The following is a 20,851-nucleotide window of genomic DNA, read 5'->3' as shown; positions in this document are numbered from 1 at the left end:
CGGCCGACCCGCACGCGCAGCGCGTGACCTCCTACGCCGGGAACCTGCGGTCCACCCAGTGCCACGCCGTCTCCAGGAGCAGGCCTCCGCCGGCCGCGACGGCCACCGCCGTCCACGGCATCGTCACGCCCACCAGCTTCAGGGCGAAGAAGTCCTGGAGCCAGGGGACGACCAGGACGAGGAGGAAGGCGCCTCCCATGGTCGCGACCAGGGTGAGGCGCCACCAGGTGTACGGGCGGGCGATGATCGCCAGGACCCACATCGAGACGAGGAACAGGGTCAGGGTGGCGGCGCTGGTCTCGGCCTCCAGGGCGCCGGTGCCGCTGTAGTGGTGGCGGGCCAGGAGGTACGTGGTGAAGGTGGCCGCCGCCGCGATGACGCCGCCGGGGATCGCGTACCGCATGACCCTCCGGACGAAGTTCGGCTTCGCGCGCTCCTTGTTGGGGGCGAGCGCGAGGAAGAACGCCGGGACGCCGATCGTCAGCGTGGACAGCAGCGTGAGGTGGCGGGGCAGGAAGGGGTACTCGACCTGTGAGCAGACCACCAGGACCGCCAGGAGCACCGAGTAGACCGTCTTCGTCAGGAACAGGGTCGCCACGCGGGTGATGTTCCCGATGACCCGCCGGCCCTCCGCCACCACGGACGGGAGGGTGGCGAAGCTGTTGTTCAGGAGGACGATCTGCGCGACCGCCCGCGTGGCCTCCGAGCCCGAGCCCATCGAGACGCCGATGTCGGCGTCCTTCAGGGCCAGGACGTCGTTGACGCCGTCGCCCGTCATGGCGACCGTGTGGCCGTGCGACTGGAGCGCCGCCACCATGTCCCGCTTCTGCTGCGGCGTGACCCGGCCGAAGACCGCGTTCTCGTCGAGGACCTTCGCCATCTCCTCCCGGTCGGTGGGGAGGGTGCGGGCGTCGACCGTGTTCTCCGCGCCCGCCATGTCGAGCTTTCCGGCGACCGCGCCGACGGACACCGCGTTGTCACCCGAGATGATCTTGGTGGCGACGTTCTGGTCGGCGAAGTAGGCGAGGGTGTCGGAGGCGTCGGGCCGGAGCCGCTGTTCGAGGACGACGAGGGCGGCCGGGTGGGCGTCGGCGGCGACCTCGGGGTCGTCGAGCTCGTGTGCCGTACGGGCCAGGAGGAGGACCCGGAGGCCCTGTTCGTTGAGGTGGTCGATCTCGGTGAGGGTGGGGTCACCGGCCGGCAGGAGCACGTCGGGCGCGCCGAGGAGCCAGGTCGAGGTCTCGCCGTCGCCCTCGCTGAACGCGGCGCCGCTGTACTTGCGGGCGGAGGAGAACGGCAGCGCCTCCGTGCACCGCCACTCCACGGTGTCCGGGTAGGCGTCGATGATGGCCTGGAGGGAGGCGTTGGGGCGAGGGTCGGACTCGCCCAGGGCGCCGAGGACCTTCCGTACGTACGTCTCGTCCGTGTCGCCCAGCGGGCGGAGTTCCGTGACGTCCATGCCGCCCTCGGTGAGCGTGCCCGTCTTGTCCAGGCACACGACGTCGACGCGGGCGAGGCCCTCGATGGCGGGCAGTTCCTGCACGAGGCACTGCTTGCGGCCCAGGCGTACGACTCCGATGGCGAAGGCGACCGAGGTGAGCAGGACGAGGCCCTCGGGGATCATCGGGACGATGCCGCCGACCGTGCGGGCGATCGAGTTCTTGAGGTCGTTGTCCTTGACGACGAGCTGGCTGATGACCAGGCCGATCGCGGTCGGGATCATCATCCACGTCACGTACTTGAGGATCGTGGAGATGCCGGAGCGCAGTTCGGAGTGGACGAGGGTGAAGCGGGAGGCCTCTTCCGCGAGCTGGGCCGCGTAGGCCTCGCGGCCGACCTTGGTGGCGGTGAACGCGCCGCCGCCGGCGACCACGAAGGAGCCGGACATCATCGGGTCGCCGGCCTTCTTGACGACGGGGTCGGCCTCGCCGGTGAGGAGTGACTCGTCGATCTCCAGGCTGTCGGCCTCGGCGACGACGCCGTCGACGACGACCTTGTCGCCGGGTCCGAGTTCGATCAGGTCGCCGAGGACGATCTCGGAGGTGGAGAGTTCCGCGGTGACGCCGTCGCGGCGAACGGTCGGTTTCGCCTCGCCGATGACGGCGAGGCCGTCGAGGGTCTTCTTGGCGCGGAGTTCCTGGATGATGCCGATGCCGGTGTTGGCGATGATGACGAAGCCGAAGAGGCTGTCCTGGATCGGCGCGACGACGAGCATGATCACCCAGAGGACGCCGATGATCGCGTTGAAGCGGGTGAAGACGTTCCCGCGGACGATGTCGGTGGTCGAGCGGGAGCTCCGTACGGGTACGTCGTTGACCTCGCCGCGTGCGACGCGTTCGGCGACCTCGGCCGAGGTGAGGCCCGCGGCGCGGTGGACGACGGGCGGGGGGCCGGCCGCCTGGGCCTCACTGCCGTCCGTGTCGATCTTCGCCCGCTGCGTCATGTTCTCGACGTTACGACCGGAACGGGGCGTTCACCTGCCGAGGAGGGCGAAGATCAGACCGGGGGAGGAGGGGAATGGTCCCCAGGTGCTACGCGCCGGGCGTCGACTCCGGGGTGGACCCGGACCCCGCCGCCTCGTGCCGCTTGATCGCCGCGTCGCGCTTGCGGACGTACCAGATGCCGATCAGGCCCAGTCCGGCGCCGGCCAGGCAGGTCCACACCCACCAGGTGAGGTCCCGGTCGTCGAACCAGCCGTAGAAGGGGACCTGGACGAGGAAGAGGACGAACCAGAGGATCGTGCCGCCGGTGATGGTGGCGACGACGGGCCCTTCGAGGGGCTCGGGTGCCTCGTGCTTCGGTGTCCACTTCGCCATGGGCTTCAGTCTAGGTGGCCGAGACGCGTATCTACGCGCGGAGATAGACGCCCCCTCGTTCATGTGTTCATACTGAAACGGTTTGCCTCTGGCGCGTTTCCTTCGTATGAACCGCCAAAAGGACTTCTCCGAAGAGGAACCCCACCCCATGAGCACCACGGCCGCCGCCAAGGCCATGCCCCCCGAGGGTCCCGAAGCTCCCGTCTCGGGCCTCGACCGCTACTTCAAGATCTCCGAGCGCGGTTCGACCGTCGCCCGCGAGGTCCGTGGCGGCTTCGCCACGTTCTTCGCGATGGCCTACATCATCGTGCTGAACCCGATCATCCTCGGCAGCGCCAAGGACATGTACGGGCATCAGCTCGACAGCGGCCAGCTCGTCACCGCCACCGTCCTCACGGCGGCGTTCTCGACGCTCCTCATGGGTGTCATCGGCAACGTCCCGATCGCCCTCGCCGCCGGCCTCGGCGTCAACACGGTCGTCGCGCTCCAGCTCGCGCCCAGGATGTCCTGGGCCGACGCCATGGGCATGGTCGTCCTCGCCGGTGTCGTCGTGATGCTGCTCGTCGCGACCGGTCTGCGCGAGCGCGTGATGAACGCCGTCCCGGTCGGCCTGCGCAAGGGCATCGCGATCGGCATCGGCCTCTTCATCATGCTGATCGGCCTCGTCGACTCGGGCTTCGTCTCCCGCATCCCCGACGCCGCGCACACCACCGTCCCGCTCCAGCTCGGTGCCGACGGCCACCTCACCGGCTGGCCCGTCCTGGTCTTCGTCCTGGGCACGCTCCTCACGCTCGCCCTGATCATCCGCAAGGTGCCGGGCGCGATCCTCATCTCGATCGTCGTCATGACGATCGTCGCGATGGTGATCAACGCGGTCGCGACCGTGCCCTCCTGGGGCCTCACCACCCCGGAGTGGCCCGGCAACCCGGTCGCCTCGCCGGACTTCGGCCTGGTCGGCGAGGTCAGCCTCTTCGGCGGCTTCGAGAAGGTCGGCTACCTGACCGGCGTCCTCTTCGTCTTCACCGTGCTGCTGTCCTGCTTCTTCGACGCCATGGGCACGATCCTCGGCGTCGGCGACGAGGCCAAGCTGATCGACCAGGACGGCAACTTCCCCGGCATCAACAAGGTCCTGCTCGTGGACGGCCTGGCCGTCGCCTCCGGCGGTGCGACCTCCTCCTCGGCCACCACCTGCTTCGTGGAGTCCACGGCGGGCGTCGGCGAGGGCGCGCGTACGGGCCTCGCCTCGGTCGTGACCGGCGGCCTGTTCTCGGTGGCGCTGTTCCTCACGCCGCTGGCGACGATGGTCCCGTCCCAGGCGGCGACGCCCGCGCTGCTCGCGGTCGGCTTCCTGATCCTGGCCGGGTCGATCAAGGACATCGACTGGAGCGACTTCACCATCGCGGTGCCGGCGTTCCTGGCCATGGTGATGATGCCGTTCACGTACTCGATCACCAACGGCATCGGCATCGGCTTCATCGCGTTCAGCGTGCTGCGTCTGGCCGCCGGACGGGGCCGGGAGGTCCCGGTCGCCATGTACGTCGTGTCGGCGGTCTTCGTCTTCTACTACGCGATGCCGGCGCTCGGCCTCACGTGAGCGTGGGGCGGGACGGCCGCCGCGCCGTCCGTCCCGCCCGCCGCCCCGTCGGCCTCCCCGTAGAACCTCTCCGTCTCGTCGACGGCGGTCTGGAACCGCTCGTCGAAATCCTCCCGAATGAGCGTCCGGACGACATAGTCCTGGACGCTCATTCCTCTTCTCGCGGCGTGACTCCTGAGCCGGTCGAGCAGCTCACCGTCGATGCGCAGGCTGAGCACTGTCGATCCCATGCCGTTCAGGGTCGGGGCAGCCGGGGCCTCTTTGCGTCACTTTCTGGATCCGACTCACTCGTTTGGGTGATACATGGATGCCGGAGTGTGATCCGCCCGGCGCTGTGCTGCCGCCTGCGCCGCTGTCCGGGGCGCCTGTGCCGCCGCCTGTGCCGCCTGTGCCGCCGTCTGCGGCCCCCTCCGTGCCGCCGGATACGGGTGTGATTCGTGCGACGTCGGGCCCTTCCCGGTGGTATTTAGGCAGAGTAATGAGTTAGGCTAACGAACATGCCTGACCTGTCCCACGGCACCGCGGACGACGACGCGGCCGTGAACGCACTCCGCTCCTCCGTCATGCGACTGGGCCGACGCCTCAAGCACCAGCGCGTCGACGAGTCGCTGAGCCCCACCGAGATGTCGGTGCTCGGCACCCTCGCCCTCTGCGGTTCCGCCACCCCCGGTGAGCTGGCCCGCAAGGAGCACGTCCAGCCGCCGTCGATGACCCGCATCGTCGCGCTGCTCGAAGCCAAGGGACTGGTCCGGCTGGAGCCGCACCCCGACGACCGCCGGCAGAAGGTCGTCAGCCCGACCGAGCGGGCCGAGGCCATGCTCGAAGAGTCCCGCCGCAAGCGGAACGCCTGGCTGGCCGCCCTCGCCGAGGGTCTGGACGAGGACGAGTGGGCCAAGCTGCGCGCGGCCGCCCCCGTCCTGGAGAAGCTCGCCCACCTGGCCCCTTCTTCCCGGGGATGACCCCCGGAGCCCCATCCGCAGACGCGCCGAGGAGGCGAACGCACTTTGAGTACGGGACCCGGAGCAGACTCCGCACCCGTCCATAAACCCACCCTCAAGACCCGCGAGCGGGGGGAAACCTTCTCCTCGCTCCGCATCCGCAACTACCGGCTGTTCTTCACCGGAGCGATCGTCTCCAACACCGGCACGTGGATGGCCCGCATCACCCAGGACTGGCTGGTCCTGAGCCTCACCGGCTCGGCCGCCGCCGTCGGCGTCACCACCGCCCTGCAGTTCCTGCCGATGCTGCTCTTCGGCCTGTACGGCGGCGTCATAGCCGACCGCTACCCGAAGCGGAACCTGCTGCTCTTCAGCCAGGCCGCCCTCGGTCTCTGCGGCCTCGCACTCGCCGCCCTCACCCTCTCCGGGCACATCCAGGTCTGGCACGTCTACCTGATCGCCTTCCTCCTCGGCATGGTGACGGTCGTCGACAACCCGGCCCGCCAGGCGTACGTCGCCGAGATGGTCGGCCCCGGTCAGCTGCGCAACGCCGTCTCCCTGAACTCGGCGAACTTCCAGTCCGCGCGGCTCGTCGGCCCCGCCGTCGCCGGTGTCCTCATCGCCGGAGTCGGCAGCGGCTGGGCCTTCCTCCTCAACGGCCTGTCCTTCCTCGCCCCCCTCGTGAGCCTGCTGCTCATGCGGACGAGCGAACTCCACAAGGTGGAGCGCGCCCCGCGCGGCAAGGGACAGCTGAGAGAAGGACTGCGGTACGTGGCCGGGCGGCCCGACCTGATCTGGCCGATCGTCCTCGTCGGCTTCATCGGCACGTTCGGGTTCAACTTCCCGATCTGGCTCACCGCCTTCTCCGGCGACGTCTTCCACGTCGGCGCCGGTACGTACGGCTTCCTCAACACCCTCATGGCGGCCGGCTCCCTCGTGGGCGCCCTCGCGGCGGCCCGGCGCGGCTCGACCCGGCTGCGGATGCTGGTCCTCGCGGCCGCCGTCTTCGGCGTCCTGGAGATCGCTGCGGCCCTGTCGCCGGCGTTCTGGCTGTTCGCGCTGCTGCTCGTACCGATCGGCATGATCGGCCTCACGGTCAACATCACCGCGAACTCGGCCGTCCAGATGGCGACCGACCCCGCCATGCGGGGCCGGGTGATGAGCCTCTACATGATGGTGTTCGCCGGCGGCACGCCGATCGGAGCGCCGCTCCTCGGCTGGGTCACCGACACGTACGGCGCCCGCGCCGGCTTCGCCACGGGCGGTGTGATCTCGCTCGCGGCGGCGGTCGTCGTGGGTCTCGTCCTCGCCCGGGTCGGCGGCCTCAAGGTCGCCTGGGGCTGGCGCCACGGCCACCCGCAGGTCCGCTTCGTGGCCCGGGAGCGGCTGGCGACGGCCGCGTGACGGGTACGGGAGCGCGGTGCCGCAGGGGCCGTGTCCCGCCGGCACAGCAGATCACGTACAACCCTCGCCGCCCCTCGAAAGTCTGAACGGTTGTCGCGTGCACAAACGTGCGCGCGACGACCGGTCCACCGGGGGGACGGCGCGGTGCACTCCGCGCGCCCCCGCCGACGTCGTCGGCGGGGGCGCCGTCGGTCGCACACGAGGCCTCCGCCGGGCATGCCCGGGGCCCTCGTCTCCCCTTCCGACTGCAGAAACGGACGGCAGTGCACTCTTCCCGCATGACCGGTCGCCGGCTGGCCGCCGCGACCCTCGTCCTCGCCACCGTCACCGGCGCCCTGGCCGCCGCCCCGGCGTTCGCGGCCCCGGCGACGGGCGTCATCACCGCGGGCGCCCTCGCCGCGCAGCAGCAGGACCCCTTCGACCTGCCCGACGACTCCTCCTTCGGCGGCAGCGGCCCGTCGGGGTTCCTCACGTCTCACTGGCCCTCCGGCGCGGAGTACGAGTACCGCTGGACGCGCTACGAGGACGGCTCCGTGACCAAGCTGCCCAGCGGCACCGGCACGACGCGCACGTACTACGAGGCCGGCGCCCGCTCGGACGTGGTCGTCGGGATCAGCCGCACCCCCACGGGGAGCGTCTACACCTTGTACGACATGAGCTCCGGGGGCGGCGACCCCGTCATGATCGACGCGAGCCACCTGGGCTCAAAGAGCGTTTTCCAGCTTCTGGCCGGGTCCACCGTCGTCGTGACCGCCTGGGGGCCCGACGGCAGCACCGCCGTCCACCTCCTCAGCCACAAGGACGGCAAGACCGTCGACAGGACGGTGCAAGGGCTGTCCGGCACGTTCCGCGCCGTCGACATGAGCACGCCCGACACCCTGGTGGTCCAGTACTCGCCGACCGCGGACGAGACCGTCAGACGCGCCGCCCTGGTGGACCTCGCCACGGCCACCGTCGTGGAGGACCGGCCCCTGACCGGTGCGGGCGTCGACACGCGGGACGTCGCCGTGTCCGCCACGCACCTCGCCTGGGCGGAGACCACCGCCACCGGTGACGCGGTCCTGCGGGTGGCAAGGCGCGGGCAGGACGCCTCGGAACCCATCCCGCTCGGGAAGGGCACGCGGCTCGGCGTCGAGTTCCTGGGCGACTGGGTCGCGTACGGCCTCACGGAGGGCCCCATCGCCCCCAACCCGTTGAACGCCCTGACGGCCCGTTCGCTGAAGGACGGCCGGACGGTCAAGCTCCTCGACCTGGTGCGCGGCATCGTCAGCGACGGCGACGACGGGATCCTCGCGCGGGGCGCGACCGTCGAGCACGGCGAGGGCCTCTTCCGTATCACTGCGGGCCCCGAGGGCGACCCGGTCGTCACACCCGTGGCGCTCACCGGTCAGCCGATCGTCCTGCAGTCGACCAGCGTGTCCGTACCCGCCTCCGTCGACTTCAGCAAGGGCACCTTCGATCTGGCCTGGCAGTTCGCCGCGTACGTCAGTACGGCCGAGGTGCGGATCGAGGTGAAGCACCCGGCCTCGGGGAGGCAGTGGACCCAGACCATCCACCAGGGCCTGGACGGGCGCGCCGATGCGACGTGGTACGGCCGTTTCGATGACGGCAGAGCCGTGCCGCACGGCTCCTACACGTGGAGGATGACGGCCCGGACGCGCAATGGGATCGGCCCCAGCTACGAGCGGAGCGGCACCCTCACCGTGGGTGGCAGGCTCGCCCCGCACGGCTTCACCAACAGCAGTTTTCCCGACCTGCTCCTCAAGGAGGGCAACTACCTGATCGCCCATGACCTCGGCGACATCTTCGCCTCCCATATCCCGGAGCCGCCCATGCGGTGGCCGTCCGCGGAGTGGAAAACCGCCGGTTGGGGCGTGTACGACCACCTCGTCACGCCGGGGAACGTCGGTGGCGCGGCGCACGCGGACGTGCTGGGCCGTGACCGGTACGGCGTGCTGTGGCAGCACCTGGGCACCGGCGACGTCAGGAAGCCGTTCGCCCCTCGTACCCGTGTCGGTACCGGCTGGCAGGCGTACCGGCTGCTCACCGGCGGCTCCGACCTGACGGGTGACGGCCGCCCGGATCTGGTGGGCGTCGACAGCGCCGGTGTGCAGTGGCTGCACAAGGGCACCGGCAGCTGGAGCAAGCCCTTCGCCGCCCGCGTGAGGGTGGGCGGGGGCTGGGGCGTCTACAACCTCGTCACCGCCACCGGCAACATCGCCGGCGGCCCCGCCGGTGACCTCGTCGCCCGCGACAAGGACGGCGTCCTCTGGCTCCACCTCGGCAAGGGCGACGGCACGTTCGCGCCCCGCACCCCCATCGGTGCGGGCTGGAACCAGTACGCCACGATCACCGCTGTGGGCGACGTGGGCAGCGACGGTCACATGGACCTCATCGCGAGGGGCGTCAAGGACGACGCGCTTACCGTCCACTGGAGCACGGGCCGATGGACGGCGCCGCTCGGGGATTCCAAGAAGATCTACAACGTGCACTACCTCTGGGGGCCAACGACGGGCTTGTACTGACCTCGGGTTCCGGAGCCCCCCGCGGGCTCGGACCGAGGCTCGGCAAGGCAGGGCGCGGCCGCGGCAGCTCACACCCGCCGCTCCAGCACCTGCCCCTCCCAGTCGCCCACCGTGAACGTCTCGGTGGGCGTGAAGCCCTGGCCCTCGTAGTACGCGACGAGCCGGCCCTCGCTGCCCGCGAAGCAGTCCACCCGCAGCAGCGACACCCCTTGCCGCCGGGTCTCCGCCGTCGCGTGGGCGAGGAGGGCCGCTCCCACCCCGTGCCCGTGGAAGCGGGCGTCGGTGGCGAGCAGCCGCACGTACACCTCGGGTTCGTCCGCCGGCGCGATGTGCTGCCCGGGGAACGGCGTCAGCGTCATCGTCCCCGCGGGTACGCCGTCGATCTCGGCGATCCACGGGTCGCCCGCGGCCATGGTGTCCTCGACCTGCCGCACCGCCTTGGGGCGCGCGGAGAACGGTTCTGTGCCCCACTGGGCCGTGATGCCCTTGCCGTTGAGCCACACCACGGCACTGTCCAGCACGCCGAGTATCGCGGGGAGGTCCTCCGCCCCGCCCTTCCTGAGGGTGATCTCCATCCGTCGAGGTTAGCCACCGCGAAATGCCGTTTTCCCGTCTCGTACAAACCTTCGACGTGATGGTGGGTCACAGGGGGCGGAACCAACCGCTTGAGGGGGAACACACCGTGCGTACCCCTCTGGGCCGAAAGCGCCTGGCGATCGCGGTCGGCGTCGCGCTCACCGCCGTGACGGCCGCTTCGCCCACCGTCCCGGCCGCGTCCGCTGCGCCCGCGGCCGTGTCCCGTACAGCCGCGCCTGCCCCGGTGCCGTTCCTGGCCTCGGGCGGCACGCTGCTCAGCGCCGGGACGACCGGCTTCCTCTCGGAGAGCGCCGACGGCACCACCCGCTGGACCCAGGTCGTCGCGAAGGGCCAGGACGAGACCGTCCACGGCGCCGGCCCCGGCTCGGACCTCGTCGTCGTCGCGCGCACGGTGTCCCACGCCGGAGGCGACGAGATCTACACCTCGACCCGCGACGACAGAGGCCGGAACGGCGCCGTGTGCCGGGACGCCGTACCAGTAGGTGTCCTGACCGGTCGCGCGTGGGACCGGCGGGTGTCCTGGCCGGTCACGGCCCCGGCTCTGTGTGCCGGGGCCGTCGTCCTGCCAGACTCGTCCCATGAGGCTTTTCGCCGCCGTGCTGCCGCCGCCCGCGCAGTTGGCCGAGGTCGGACACGTCGTGGACCGGCTGCGCCGCCTGCCCGGGGCCGACGGGATGCGCTGGACCTCGCGGCCCGGATGGCACCTCACGCTCGCCTTCATGGGAGAGGTCGACGAGGAGCTGCTGCCCGAGCTGCGCGTCCGGCTCGCCAGGGCCGCGCACCGCACCCCGCCGTTCCCGCTGCGGCTGCACGGCGGCGGGCACTTCGGGCGGCGCGCGCTGTGGACCGGGGTCGCCGGGAGCCTGGACGAGCTGCGGCTGCTCGCCGAGCGCGCGGACGCGGCCGCCCGCCGGGCGGGGGTCCCGATGGACGAGCACCGCCGCTACCAGGCACACCTGACGCTGGCCCGCGCCCGGGGGGACGGGGTGGACACGCGCCCGTTCCTCGACGAGCTCGGCGCCTTCGAGGGCGAGCGGTGGCAGGTGGGCGAGCTGGTCCTCGTCCGTTCGAACCTGCCGGTGAGCGGGGTGCCCGGTGAGCAGCCGCGATACGAGCGGGTCGACGGCTGGCCGCTGGAGGGAGCGGGGTGACGGCGGTCGGCCTCCGGCGGGCGGGTAACCTCGAAGGGTGGATCCGAAGACCCGTAACCGAATCATGGCCGGCGTGCTCGTACTGATGTTCGCGATCATCGCGGTGGCCTCCGTGGCCGGCCTCTAGTCCCGGCCCGCCTCGCGCGCGCCCGCCACCCCGCAGGAACCCTCTTGCTTCGAGCGCACTCGAAGCAGTTGGCTTGACGTCCATGGAGTACACGCAGCTCGGACGCACCGGACTCAAGGTCAGCCGACTCGTCCTCGGGACGATGAACTTCGGACCCCAGACGGACGAAGCCACCAGCCACGCCATCATGGACACGGCGCTGGACGTGGGGCTCAACTTCTTCGACACCGCCAACGTGTACGGCTGGGGTGAGAACAAGGGCCGTACCGAGGAGATCATCGGTTCCTGGTTCGCCAAGGGCGACGGCCGCCGCGACAGGACCGTCATCGCCACCAAGGTGTACGGGAACATGGACGCCGACGGCGACGCCTGGCCCAACCACGACAAGCTCTCGGCGCTGAACATCCGCCGCGCGGTGGAAGGCAGCCTCAAGCGCCTCGGCACCGACTACATCGACGTCTACCAGTTCCACCACATCGACCGCTCGACCCCCTTCGAGGAGATCTGGCAGGCGATCGACGTCCTGGTGCAGCAGGGCAAGATCCTCTACGCCGGTTCCTCCAACTTCCCCGGCTACAAGATCGCCCAGGCGAACGAGACCGCCGCCCGGCGCGGCTCCGTCGGCCTCGTCAGCGAACAGTGCCTCTACAACCTGTACGAGCGGCGCGCCGAGATGGAGGTGATCCCGGCAGCCCAGGAGTACGGCCTCGGGGTCATCCCCTGGTCGCCGCTCCACGGCGGCCTGCTCGGCGGTGTCCTGAAGAAGGAGACCGAGGGCAAGCGGCGTACGGAGGGACGGGCGGCGGCCACGCTCGCCGACCCGGCGGCGCGGAAGCAGTTCCAGGCGTACGAGGACCTGCTCGAGAAGCACGGCCTGGAGCCGGGCGAGACGGCCCTCGCGTGGCTCCTCACCCGGCCGGGCGTGACCGGTCCCATCGTCGGTCCCCGCACGCCCGAGCAGCTGACGAGCGCGCTGCGCGCTCTGGAGGTCGAGCTGAGCGAGGAGCTCCTGGCCGCGCTCGACGAGATCTTCCCGGGCCCCGGGCCGTCTCCCGAGGCCTTCGCCTGGTGATCCGCCCGGTGATCCCGTAGGGGTCTCAGGGCCCGCCGAGCCAGCTGGTGGCGTCCAGGCGGAACGCCGTCTCCGCGGGGACGACGTTCCGCAGGGACGTCTCGATGTCCCGGACCCGGTCCGCGCCGAGGGCCGCGACCCACTCCGCCCGCAGCTCGTCGAAGATCGCGGCGGAGCGGGCGAGGGCCTCGCGGCCGCGCGGGGTGAGATGGACGAGTTTGCGGCGGGCGTCGGCGGGATCGTCGGCGCGCTCGGCGTAGCCGAGGGCGAGCAGCCGGTCGACGGTCTTGCCGGCGGCCTGTTTGGAGACGCCGAGGTGCCGCCCGATCTCGCTGGCGGTGGCGCCCCGGCCGCCGACGGCCTGCATGGCGAAGCCGTGGGCGGGCCGCAGGTCGGGGTGGCCCTCGGCGGCGAGGCGGGTGTGCAGCCGGTCGATGAGGGTGCGGAAGCCGCCGAAGAGGAGCAGGGGGAGTTCGTACCCGGGCGCGTTCGGCTGCTTTATCTCCTTGCCCTGATCGACAACCTGGTTTACTTTCTCTCTGTCGGCATGGTCAACCATGTTGTCGATTCTAGACCCTTCCGCTTCCCGTCGCTCGTATCGGAGACGCCTTGTCCGTAGACCTGTCCGCCCGCACCGCCCACGCCGTCGCGCTCCTCAAGGAGTCCCCGGAGACCCTCGACGGCTTCCTGAAGCTCAGCCGGATCTTCGAGTCCACGACCCTCGACGCGCACTCCCGCGAGGCGGTGATCCTGATCGTCGCCGCCCGCAACCAGTGCCACCTCTGCGTCGACATGCACGAGGCCAAGATGGCCGCCCTCGGCCCGGCGCCCGAGCCCGAACGCCTCGACGCCGTACGGGCGTTCACCCTCCAGGTGCTCGCCACCTCCGGCGCGGTCGGGGACGAGGACCTGGCCGCCTTCGAGAAGGCCGGCTACACCCGCCGCAACGCCCTGGAGGTCGTCCTCGGTATCGGCGCCTACACCCTCTCCACCTTCGCGAACCGCCTGACCCGGGCGTCCTGAGCGTCCTGGACGTCCTCGGCGGGCCCGTACGGACCGCCCAGGCCCCAGGCCTGGTGCATCGCGTCCGCGAAGGCGGCGGCCAGTTTGTGTTCGCCGGACGGTCCCGGGTGGGTGCCGTCGTAGGTGTCCGTGCCGAGGTCGTACGAGGCCGGGATCGTCGCGAGCAGGAGCGGTGAGACCGCCGTGTCGAGGTCGGCGACCGCCTTCGCCAGGAGCTCGTTGAAGCGGGCGCACTCGGCGGCGAAGGGGGCGTCGTAACCGGCGCGGACGTTGGGGATGACCGGCAGGAGCACGGCCCGCACGCGCGGGTTCGCGGCCCGGGCCGCCGTGACGAACGCCCGGACGTTGTCGTGGGTCTGCGTGCTGTCGGTGTAGAAGCCCAGGTCGATCAGGCCCAGCGAGATCAGCAGCACGTCCGCCCCGGTCGCCGCGACCGTCTCGCCGATCACGGGCGCCATGTGCAGCCAGCCCTCGCCCCAGCCGGCCAGATGGCGGCGGGCGTGGGCGGGGAAGTCCGGGTCGGCGTAGGAGTCCGAGACGGGGGCGTCGGCGGCGGGCTCGTACAGGCGGGTGCGCGGGCCGACGACCTCGTACCCGCCGGGGAGCGTGGACTCCAGGTGCCGCCACATGCGGTACCGCCAGGTCCAGTCGCCGGCGCGTCCGATGGTCATGCTGTCGCCGACGAACAGAAAACGCATGGTCATATCATCGCGGACGCCGGTCAGGGCCTGCGACGTGATCCGGACCACGGGCGGGGGGCCGAACCGGCCGGGAACCCCCGCCCTTTCCGACGGCCCGGCCGACGTCCCTCCCTCACCGGAGGAAGGACGCCACCCGCTCCACGAACCCCTCGGTGTCGTCGTGCCACGGGAAGTGACCCGCCCCGTCCAGAACCGCGAGCGTCGCCTCCGGGAACAGCCCCGCGTAAGCGGCGGCCGTCGGCACCGGTGTGTTCACGTCCCCCTCCCCGGCCACGACGAGCACCGGCCGCGCGAACTCCGCGAACACCGCACGGGTCGCCGCCGGATCGAAGGCACCCTCCGCCGCGAAGACCCCCGCGCCCGCACGGTTCCGCTGCCGTTCCCCGGCGGCGTGCCGCTCCCGCGCCGCCTCGTCCCAGGTCCCGTGGAAGAACGGGGCCACCGCCCCGAAGGACTCGGCCGTGCCCCGCCCCGCCGTCACGTCCTCCAGGGCCGCGTACGCGGGCCCGAACCACGGCTCGTCCCGGCGCAGCCGCGCCGCCGCGAGCCGCTCCTCCGGTGCCGTGTCGAGGCCGACGGCCGCCGTACCGGGAGTGACGAGCACCAGCCGCCCGACGCGCTCCGGATACCTGGTCACGTACAGCGCGGCCAGGTTCGCGCCCGCCGAATGCCCCAGGACGTCCACGGTGTCGAGGCCGAGGTGCGCGCGCAGCGCCTCCACGTCGTCGACGAGCCGGTCGCAGCGGTACGAGTCCGGGTCGTCCGGCACCTCCGACGCGCCCGTGCCCCGCAGGTCGAGCCGGATCAGCCGCCGGTGCGCGGCCAGACCGCCGAGATCGCCGAGGTACGCGGAGTCCTGCAGCGGGCCGCCCGGCAGACAGAGGAGCGGGGCGCCGGAACCGGACTCGTGGGAGGCGAGCAGGGTGCCGTCGGGAGCGGGGAACGTAGACATGGGCGCGACCCTGACAGCGCGGTCCGGGCCGGTCAAACCGATTTCCCCGGACCCCGACCCCGGCCGGGCGCCCGCCCTGACCCCGGCCGGGCGCCGGCCCTGACCCCGGCCGGGCGCGCCGCCCTGACCCCGGCCCGGCGCCGGCCCCGACCCCGGCCGGGCGCCGACCCCGACCCCGGCCCGGCGCCGACCCCGACACCCGCCCCACCGACCCCGACACCGACCCCGACGCAGGTCACGCAAGGTTTCAGGGGCAGCCGACCGGCCGCCCGCGCCCGCGTCGTGGCAGGCTGGGGGACATGCGATCTGCTCTGTGCGCCCTCGGCGCGGCGGTGGCCCTGGTGCTGCTCCCGGCCGGTCATGCCCGTGCCGAAGGGCCGGAGCCCGACCGGGACTTCACGATCGAGGACTCCCGCGTCACCGAGTCCAGCGGCCTCGCCGCGAGCCGGGCGCACCCCGGCGTCTACTGGACGCACAACGACCAGGACGCGCCCCTGATCTACGGCATCGACTCCCGTACGGGAAAGACGGTCGCGACCCTGACCATGCAGGGCGTCGGCACCCCGCGCGACATGGAGGCCATCGCGGTCGGCCCCGACGGCGACATCTACGTCGGAGACATCGGCGACAACCTCGACGGCTCCTGGGACCACGTCTGGATCTACCGCTTCCCCGAGCCGGAGGTCCTCAAGGACCAGAAGGTGGCGGCGAAGCAGTACGTGGTGAAGTACGCCGACGGCGCGCGCAACGCCGAGGCCCTGATGGTCCACCCGAAGACCGGCCGGGTGTACATCGCCAGCAAGAACGAGGACGGCGGCGGGCTCTACGCCGGCCCCGAGCGGCTCTCCTCGTCCGGGACCAACGTGTTCCGCCGTATCGGAGAGGTCCCCTGGGTGACGGACGGCGCCTTCTCCCCGGACGGCGGCCGGCTCGTGCTGCGCGGCTACTTCAGCGCCCGTGAGTACGAGTGGAGGGACGGCCGCGCGGACGGCGACGGCACCTCCGTCGGCGCCCCCTTCCAGGGGCAGGCGGAATCGGTGACGTACACGACGGACGGATCGGCGTTCATGTTCGGCTCCGAGGGCCAGGGCAGCAAGGTCATCCGGGTGGACCGGCAGGAGGCCGCGCCGCGTCCCTCGGAGAAGCCGGCGGACACCCCGGGCGCCCCGACGTCCCCGCAGTCGCCGGCCGCCGACGGGGAGGGAGGGAGCGCCACGGTGGGCTTCCTGGTCCTCGCGGGTGCCTTCGTCCTCGTCTTCGGGATCAAGCGCCTGCTCCGCCGCGACTGAGGAACCCCGCGCGCCCCCGTCCGCGCCCGGGTTCGGCCCTCCTGTCGACCGGCGGTCGCCCCGGGGCGAGACTGGAAGGAGACGACCGGGCAGGTCCGGGTGACGACCAGACAGGTCCGGGTACGAGCCGTGGAGGAGTCATGACGGCATTCACTCGCGAGGACACCCCCGTCGCCATGGAAGGCGGCGGCGTGGACTTCCGCATGCAGGAGACCGGCGGCGACATGACCGTCGCCTTCATCCACCTCCCCAAGGGCACCGACATGGCCCCGGCGCTCAAGGGCCTGGAGGGCGACCTGTGCCAGTGCCCCCACTGGGGATACCTGCTGAACGGCCGGATCAGGATGCGGACCGCGTCCGGCGAGGAGATCTACGAGGCCGGACAGGCCTACTACTGGGGCCCCGGCCACGCCCCCGAAGCGCTCGAGGACGTCGACGTGGTGGAGTTCTCGCCGACCGCCGAGTTCGCCGCCGTGATCGACCACGTGAAGGCGCAGTCGGGCTGAGGCGCCCCGGACACGGCGGAGGGCCCGGCATCGGTCCTGTCCGACGCCGGGCCCTCCGTACGGCAGCGTGTTACAGCTTCTCGATCACGTAGTCGACGCACGCCGTCAGTGCGCGCACGTCCGCCGGGTCGATCGCCGGGAACATCGCGATCCGCAGCTGGTTGCGGCCCAGCTTGCGGTACGGCTCGGTGTCCACGATCCCGTTCGCGCGCAGCACCTTCGCGACCGCGGCCGCGTCGATGTCGTCCGCGAAGTCGATCGTGCCGATGACCTGGGAACGCTTCGCCGCGTCCGTGACGAACGGCGACGCGTACTTGGACTCCTCGGCCCAGCCGTACAGCGCGTCCGAGGACTCCTTCGTCCGGGCCACGGCCCAATCGAGACCGCCCTGCCCGTTGATCCACTTCAGCTGCTCGTTGAGCAGGAAGAGGGTCGAGAGCGCCGGGGTGTTGTACGTCTGGTTCTTCAGCGAGTTGTCGATCGCCGTCGGCAGCGAGAAGAACTCGGGGACGTGCCGGCCGGACTCGTGGATCTTCTTCGCCCGCTCAAGGGCGGCCGGGGAGAAGGCCGCGAGCCACAGGCCGCCCTCGGCGGCGAAGGACTTCTGCGGGGCGAAGTAGTAGACGTCCGTCTCGGTGATGTCGACCGGGAGGCCGCCCGCGCCGGAGGTCGCGTCGACCAGGACGAGCGCGCCCTCGTCGGCGCCCGCGACCCGCTTGATCGGGGCGGCGACACCGGTGGAGGTCTCGTTGTGGGTGTACGCGTAGACGTCGACGCCCGCCTCGGCCACCGGCTCCGGGTGGGTGCCCGGGTCGGAGGAGATCACGGTCGGCTCCGCCAGCCACGGGGCCAGCTTGGCGGCCTTCGCGAACTTGGAGGAGAACTCGCCGAAGGTGAGGTGCTGCGACTTGTTCTCGATGAGACCGTGGGTCGCGACGTCCCAGAAGGCGGTGGAGCCGCCGTTGCCCAGGATCACCTCGTAGCCCTCGGGGAGCGAGAAGAGGTCACGGATGCCGGTACGTACCTCGCCGACCAGGTTCTTCACGGGAGCCTGGCGGTGGGACGTGCCGAGGAGAGAGGTGCCGGTGGCGGCCAGGGCGTCCAGCGCCTCCGTACGCACCTTGGAGGGGCCCGCGCCGAAACGGCCGTCGGCGGGCTTGATGTCAGCGGGAATCTGGATATCAGCCACGAGGCGGAGAGTATCGGTTCGGGAAGCGGCCGGTCGCCGGATGTCCGCCCGATGAGACGAACACTGAGACATCCTGGGCCTGTGGGAACACACGAGGAACACCCGACCGCCCTCGCCGCCGACCTGCGGGCCGCCATCGCGGGAGACGTCGACTTCTCGGCCACGGCCAGGGCCCTGACCTCGATGGACGCCTCCAACTACCGCCGGGTTCCGGTCGGTACGGTCGCCCCGCGTGACGCCGACGACGTCGCCGCGGTCCTGGAGGTGTGCCGGGCGCACGGGACCCCCGTCGTCGCACGCGGCGGCGGGACGTCCATCGGGGGCCAGGCCACCGGCACCGGCGTCGTGCTCGACCTCACACGTCACATGGCGCGCCTCGTCTCCCTCGACCCGGAGCGTCGGACGGCCGTCGTCCAGCCCGGGCTCGTCCTCGACCGGCTGCGGGAGGCGGCCCGGCCGTACGGCCTGACGTTCGGCCCCGACCCGTCCACGCACAGCCGCTGCACCCTCGGCGGCATGATCGGCAACAACGCCTGCGGGGCGCACTCGGTCGCCTGGGGGACCACCGCCGACAACGTGCGCTCGCTCGAAACGGTGAGCTACCGGGGCGCGCGGTTGACGCTCGGGCAGGACGGGCGGGGTGCGCCGTCCGGACTCCTCGACCTCGTCGGGCGGAACCTCGCGCTGCTGCGGACCGGCTACCCGGCGGGATTGCCGCGCCGGATCTCCGGCTACGCGCTCGACGCGCTGCTCCCGGAGCGGGGCGTGGACGTGGCCCGCTCGTTCTGCGGCAGCGAGGGCACGCTCGGCGTGGTGACGGAGGCGACGGTACGGCTCGTGCCGCTGCCGGAGGAGCCGGTGCTCGTCGTCCTCGGGTACGCCGACGAGAGCGCGGCGGCCGAGGCGGCGGCGGGACTCCTGCCGTACCGGCCGCTGACGGTGGAGGGCATGGCGGCCGATCTCGTACGGGGCGCGGAGGGGCTTCCGAGGGGCGGGGCCTGGCTGTTCTGCGAGGTCGAAGGGGCGGGGGCGGCGCGGACCCTGGTGCGGGCGGCGGACGCGCTGGACGCGGCGGTGGTGGCGGACCCGGCGGGACAGCGGGCGCTGTGGCGGATCCGGGAGGACGCGGCGGGGACGGCGACCCGGCTGCCCGGCGGCGAGGCCTGGCCCGGCTGGGAGGACTGCGCGGTACCGCCGGCCCGGCTCGGCGCGTACCTCCGTGAGTTCCGGGCGCTGCTGGCCGACTTCGGCCTCAGGGGAGTCCCGTACGGGCACTTCGGCGACGGGTGCGTCCACGTCCGGATCGACTTCGACCTGTGGACGGAGCAGGGCGTACGGCACTTCCGCCGGTTCTCGGAGGCGGTGGCGGACCTGGTGGTCGCCCACGGCGGCTCGCTCTCGGGGGAGCACGGCGACGGGCAGGCCCGGGCCGAACTGCTCCCGAAGATGTACGGGGAGGAACTCGTCGGCCTGTTCGGCGCGGTGAAGGACGTGTGGGACCCCGACGGGGGCCTCAACCCGGGGATGCTCGTCCGGCCGCGCCCGCTCGACGAGGGGCTGCGGTTCGCGGGCCTGCCGCTGGTCGGGGTGGGCCGGGAGGCGGCGCGGTGCGTCGGGGTCGCCAAGTGCCGTGTCGACGGGCCCGGTTCCGGGCCGGGGGTGATGTGCCCGTCGTACCGGGTGACCGGGGAGGAGAAGCACTCCACCCGGGGGCGGGCGCGGCTGCTGCACGAGATGGCGCTGGGCGAGGTCATCACGGACGGCTGGCGCTCGGAGGAGGTCCGGGAGGCGCTGGACCTGTGCCTGTCCTGCAAGGGCTGCCGCAGCGACTGCCCGGTGGGCGTCGACATGGCCGCGTACAAGGCGGAGTTCCTGGACCGGCACTACGCGGGGCCGTTCGGCTTCCTGCGCAGGCCGCGCTCCCACTGGACGATGGGGAGGCTGCCGCGCTGGCTGGACCTCTTCGGGCGGGCGCTGAACCCGGTGATGGGGCTGCCGTTCGCGGCGAGGCTGGCGGGGGTGACACCGGAGCGGACGATGCCGCGCGTGGCGGAGCGGACGTTCACGTCGTGGTTCGCGGAGCGGGCCACGACCCGCCCGCCGGATCTGACGCTGTGGCCGGACACGTTCACGGAACACCTGGCGCCCGAGGTGGGCAGGGCGGCGGTCCGGGTCCTGGAGGCGGCGGGACTGGGGGTGACGCTGCCGCAGGGCTGGGTCTGCTGCGGGCTGACGTACGTGTCGACGGGCCAGTTGGGGGCGGCCCGAAGGGTGATGCGGCGGACGCTGGACGTGCTGGAGGGGGTGGAGGGCCCGGCCGGAGGGACGGAGGGGGCGGAAGGGGCTGTCGGGCCTGTGGGGTCGGTGGGGTCTGTGGGAACGGTGGCAGGGGTCTCTGGGACGACCGGGCCGATCGTGGTGCTGGAGCCGTCGTGCGCGGCGACCCTCCGCAGCGACCTGCCGGAACTGCTGCCGGACGACCCGAGGGCGGCGCGGGTGGCCGCGTCGGTGCGGACGTTCGCGGAGGCGCTGGAGACGCTGGCACCGGACTGGGAGCCGCCGCGCCTGGACCGCCCGGTCACCGGCCAGGCGCACTGCCACCAGCACGCGGTCCTGGGCGACGCGGCGGACCGCAGGCTACGGGAGCGGGCGGGGCTGACGGGGGAACTGGCGGGAGGCTGCTGCGGCCTGGCGGGCAACTTCGGCTTCGAACCGGGCCACTACGAGGTGTCGGTGGCGTGCGCGGAGGACCAGCTGCTCCCGGCACTGCGCCGGGCACCGGCGGGGTCGGAGGTCCTGGCGGACGGCTTCTCGTGCAGAACGCAGATCGGGGACCTGACGCCCACGAGGGGCCGGCATGTGGCGGAGGTACTGGCGGAGGGGGTGGATGCGGGGGGTTTGTGAGGGGTGGGGGAGCGGGCGGGGGTCTCTGAGGGTCGGGGGTGGTCCGGCTTCGCGGGCTTCTGG

The 20,851-nt window shown here is 72.0% G+C and carries 18 protein-coding genes; 10 read left to right on the top strand and 8 right to left on the bottom strand.

The features are described 5' to 3' along the window. Window positions 1-31 precede the first annotated feature (31 nt). Window positions 32-2,443, bottom strand: coding sequence for an HAD-IC family P-type ATPase (locus AMK29_RS09835; RefSeq protein WP_073810508.1), 2,412 nt, complete (start codon window positions 2,441-2,443; stop codon window positions 32-34). An 88-nt stretch (window positions 2,444-2,531) separates the two neighbouring features. Further along, window positions 2,532-2,816, bottom strand: a complete 285-nt coding sequence (locus AMK29_RS09830) for a DUF2530 domain-containing protein (protein WP_073810506.1) — start codon at window positions 2,814-2,816, stop codon at window positions 2,532-2,534. A 175-nt stretch (window positions 2,817-2,991) separates the two neighbouring features. Here AMK29_RS09830 and AMK29_RS09825 point away from each other — a divergent pair, with 175 nt between their 5' ends. Beyond that, the gene (locus tag AMK29_RS09825; protein WP_241845249.1) at window positions 2,992-4,410 is read left to right on the top strand and encodes an NCS2 family permease; all 1,419 of its coding nucleotides are present in this window, start codon (window positions 2,992-2,994) and stop codon (window positions 4,408-4,410) included. Here AMK29_RS09825 and AMK29_RS09820 read toward each other — a convergent pair. Continuing rightward, window positions 4,380-4,640: a hypothetical protein gene (locus AMK29_RS09820; RefSeq protein ID WP_073810503.1), complete on the bottom strand. Its 261-nt coding sequence runs from the start codon at window positions 4,638-4,640 to the stop codon at window positions 4,380-4,382. The two genes, AMK29_RS09825 and AMK29_RS09820, sit on opposite strands and share 31 nt — an antisense overlap. A 267-nt stretch (window positions 4,641-4,907) precedes the next feature. Between AMK29_RS09820 and AMK29_RS09815 the strand changes: the two genes are divergently transcribed. The 3 genes from AMK29_RS09815 (at window position 4,908) to AMK29_RS09805 (ending at window position 9,277) form a co-directional block, all read left to right on the top strand. Continuing rightward, window positions 4,908-5,369 (top strand): MarR family winged helix-turn-helix transcriptional regulator, encoded by a 462-nt coding sequence (locus tag AMK29_RS09815; protein ID WP_073810501.1) that lies wholly within the window; start codon window positions 4,908-4,910, stop codon window positions 5,367-5,369. Window positions 5,370-5,414: 45 nt separating this feature from the next. Then, window positions 5,415-6,752, top strand: a complete 1,338-nt coding sequence (locus tag AMK29_RS09810; RefSeq protein ID WP_073810500.1) for an MFS transporter — start codon at window positions 5,415-5,417, stop codon at window positions 6,750-6,752. Between the two features lie 278 nt (window positions 6,753-7,030). After that, window positions 7,031-9,277: an FG-GAP repeat domain-containing protein gene (locus AMK29_RS09805; RefSeq protein WP_073810498.1), complete on the top strand. Its 2,247-nt coding sequence runs from the start codon at window positions 7,031-7,033 to the stop codon at window positions 9,275-9,277. Window positions 9,278-9,345: 68 nt separating this feature from the next. Here the strand turns inward: AMK29_RS09805 and AMK29_RS09800 are convergent, their stop codons facing one another. Continuing rightward, window positions 9,346-9,852 (bottom strand): GNAT family N-acetyltransferase, encoded by a 507-nt coding sequence (locus AMK29_RS09800; RefSeq protein ID WP_073810496.1) that lies wholly within the window; start codon window positions 9,850-9,852, stop codon window positions 9,346-9,348. 600 nt (window positions 9,853-10,452) lie between these two features. Between AMK29_RS09800 and thpR the strand changes: the two genes are divergently transcribed. Both thpR and AMK29_RS09785 read left to right on the top strand, forming a co-directional pair. Next, window positions 10,453-11,025: an RNA 2',3'-cyclic phosphodiesterase gene (gene thpR, locus AMK29_RS09790; RefSeq protein ID WP_073810492.1), complete on the top strand. Its 573-nt coding sequence runs from the start codon at window positions 10,453-10,455 to the stop codon at window positions 11,023-11,025. Window positions 11,026-11,234: 209 nt separating this feature from the next. After that, window positions 11,235-12,224 (top strand): aldo/keto reductase, encoded by a 990-nt coding sequence (locus AMK29_RS09785; protein WP_073810490.1) that lies wholly within the window; start codon window positions 11,235-11,237, stop codon window positions 12,222-12,224. Between the two features lie 25 nt (window positions 12,225-12,249). Here the strand turns inward: AMK29_RS09785 and AMK29_RS09780 are convergent, their stop codons facing one another. After that, entirely contained in the window at window positions 12,250-12,783 is a 534-nt protein-coding gene (locus tag AMK29_RS09780) for a MarR family winged helix-turn-helix transcriptional regulator (protein WP_073810488.1), read from the bottom strand. 50 nt (window positions 12,784-12,833) lie between these two features. On the opposite strand from AMK29_RS09780, the gene AMK29_RS09775 reads away from it, so the two are divergent. Further along, entirely contained in the window at window positions 12,834-13,247 is a 414-nt protein-coding gene (locus AMK29_RS09775; protein WP_073810486.1) for a carboxymuconolactone decarboxylase family protein, read from the top strand. On the opposite strand, the gene AMK29_RS09770 is transcribed toward AMK29_RS09775, so the two are convergent. Further along, window positions 13,202-13,945 carry a GDSL-type esterase/lipase family protein gene (locus tag AMK29_RS09770; protein WP_073810787.1) on the bottom strand — a complete coding sequence of 248 codons (744 nt, stop codon included), beginning with the start codon at window positions 13,943-13,945 and terminating at the stop codon, window positions 13,202-13,204. The two genes, AMK29_RS09775 and AMK29_RS09770, sit on opposite strands and share 46 nt — an antisense overlap. Before the next feature lie 115 nt (window positions 13,946-14,060). Beyond that, window positions 14,061-14,900, bottom strand: coding sequence for an alpha/beta fold hydrolase (locus AMK29_RS09765; RefSeq protein WP_073810484.1), 840 nt, complete (start codon window positions 14,898-14,900; stop codon window positions 14,061-14,063). Window positions 14,901-15,199: 299 nt separating this feature from the next. Here AMK29_RS09765 and AMK29_RS09760 point away from each other — a divergent pair, with 299 nt between their 5' ends. Together AMK29_RS09760 and AMK29_RS09755 are read left to right on the top strand one after the other, a co-directional pair. Continuing rightward, window positions 15,200-16,189 (top strand): hypothetical protein, encoded by a 990-nt coding sequence (locus AMK29_RS09760; RefSeq protein ID WP_073810482.1) that lies wholly within the window; start codon window positions 15,200-15,202, stop codon window positions 16,187-16,189. Between the two features lie 140 nt (window positions 16,190-16,329). Continuing rightward, window positions 16,330-16,695, top strand: a complete 366-nt coding sequence (locus AMK29_RS09755) for a hypothetical protein (protein ID WP_073810480.1) — start codon at window positions 16,330-16,332, stop codon at window positions 16,693-16,695. A 70-nt stretch (window positions 16,696-16,765) separates the two neighbouring features. On the opposite strand, the gene serC is transcribed toward AMK29_RS09755, so the two are convergent. Continuing rightward, complete coding sequence (gene serC / locus AMK29_RS09750) at window positions 16,766-17,884, bottom strand: phosphoserine transaminase (protein ID WP_073810478.1); 1,119 nt, start codon at window positions 17,882-17,884, stop codon at window positions 16,766-16,768. 51 nt (window positions 17,885-17,935) lie between these two features. On the opposite strand from serC, the gene AMK29_RS09745 reads away from it, so the two are divergent. Beyond that, window positions 17,936-20,788: an FAD-binding and (Fe-S)-binding domain-containing protein gene (locus AMK29_RS09745; RefSeq protein WP_073810476.1), complete on the top strand. Its 2,853-nt coding sequence runs from the start codon at window positions 17,936-17,938 to the stop codon at window positions 20,786-20,788. Window positions 20,789-20,851: the final 63 nt, after the last annotated feature.

This window comes from Streptomyces sp. CB02261 (genome assembly GCF_001905665.1).
Lineage (GTDB): Bacteria > Actinomycetota > Actinomycetes > Streptomycetales > Streptomycetaceae > Streptomyces.
This window is presented reverse-complemented; position numbering and strand designations above follow the sequence as displayed.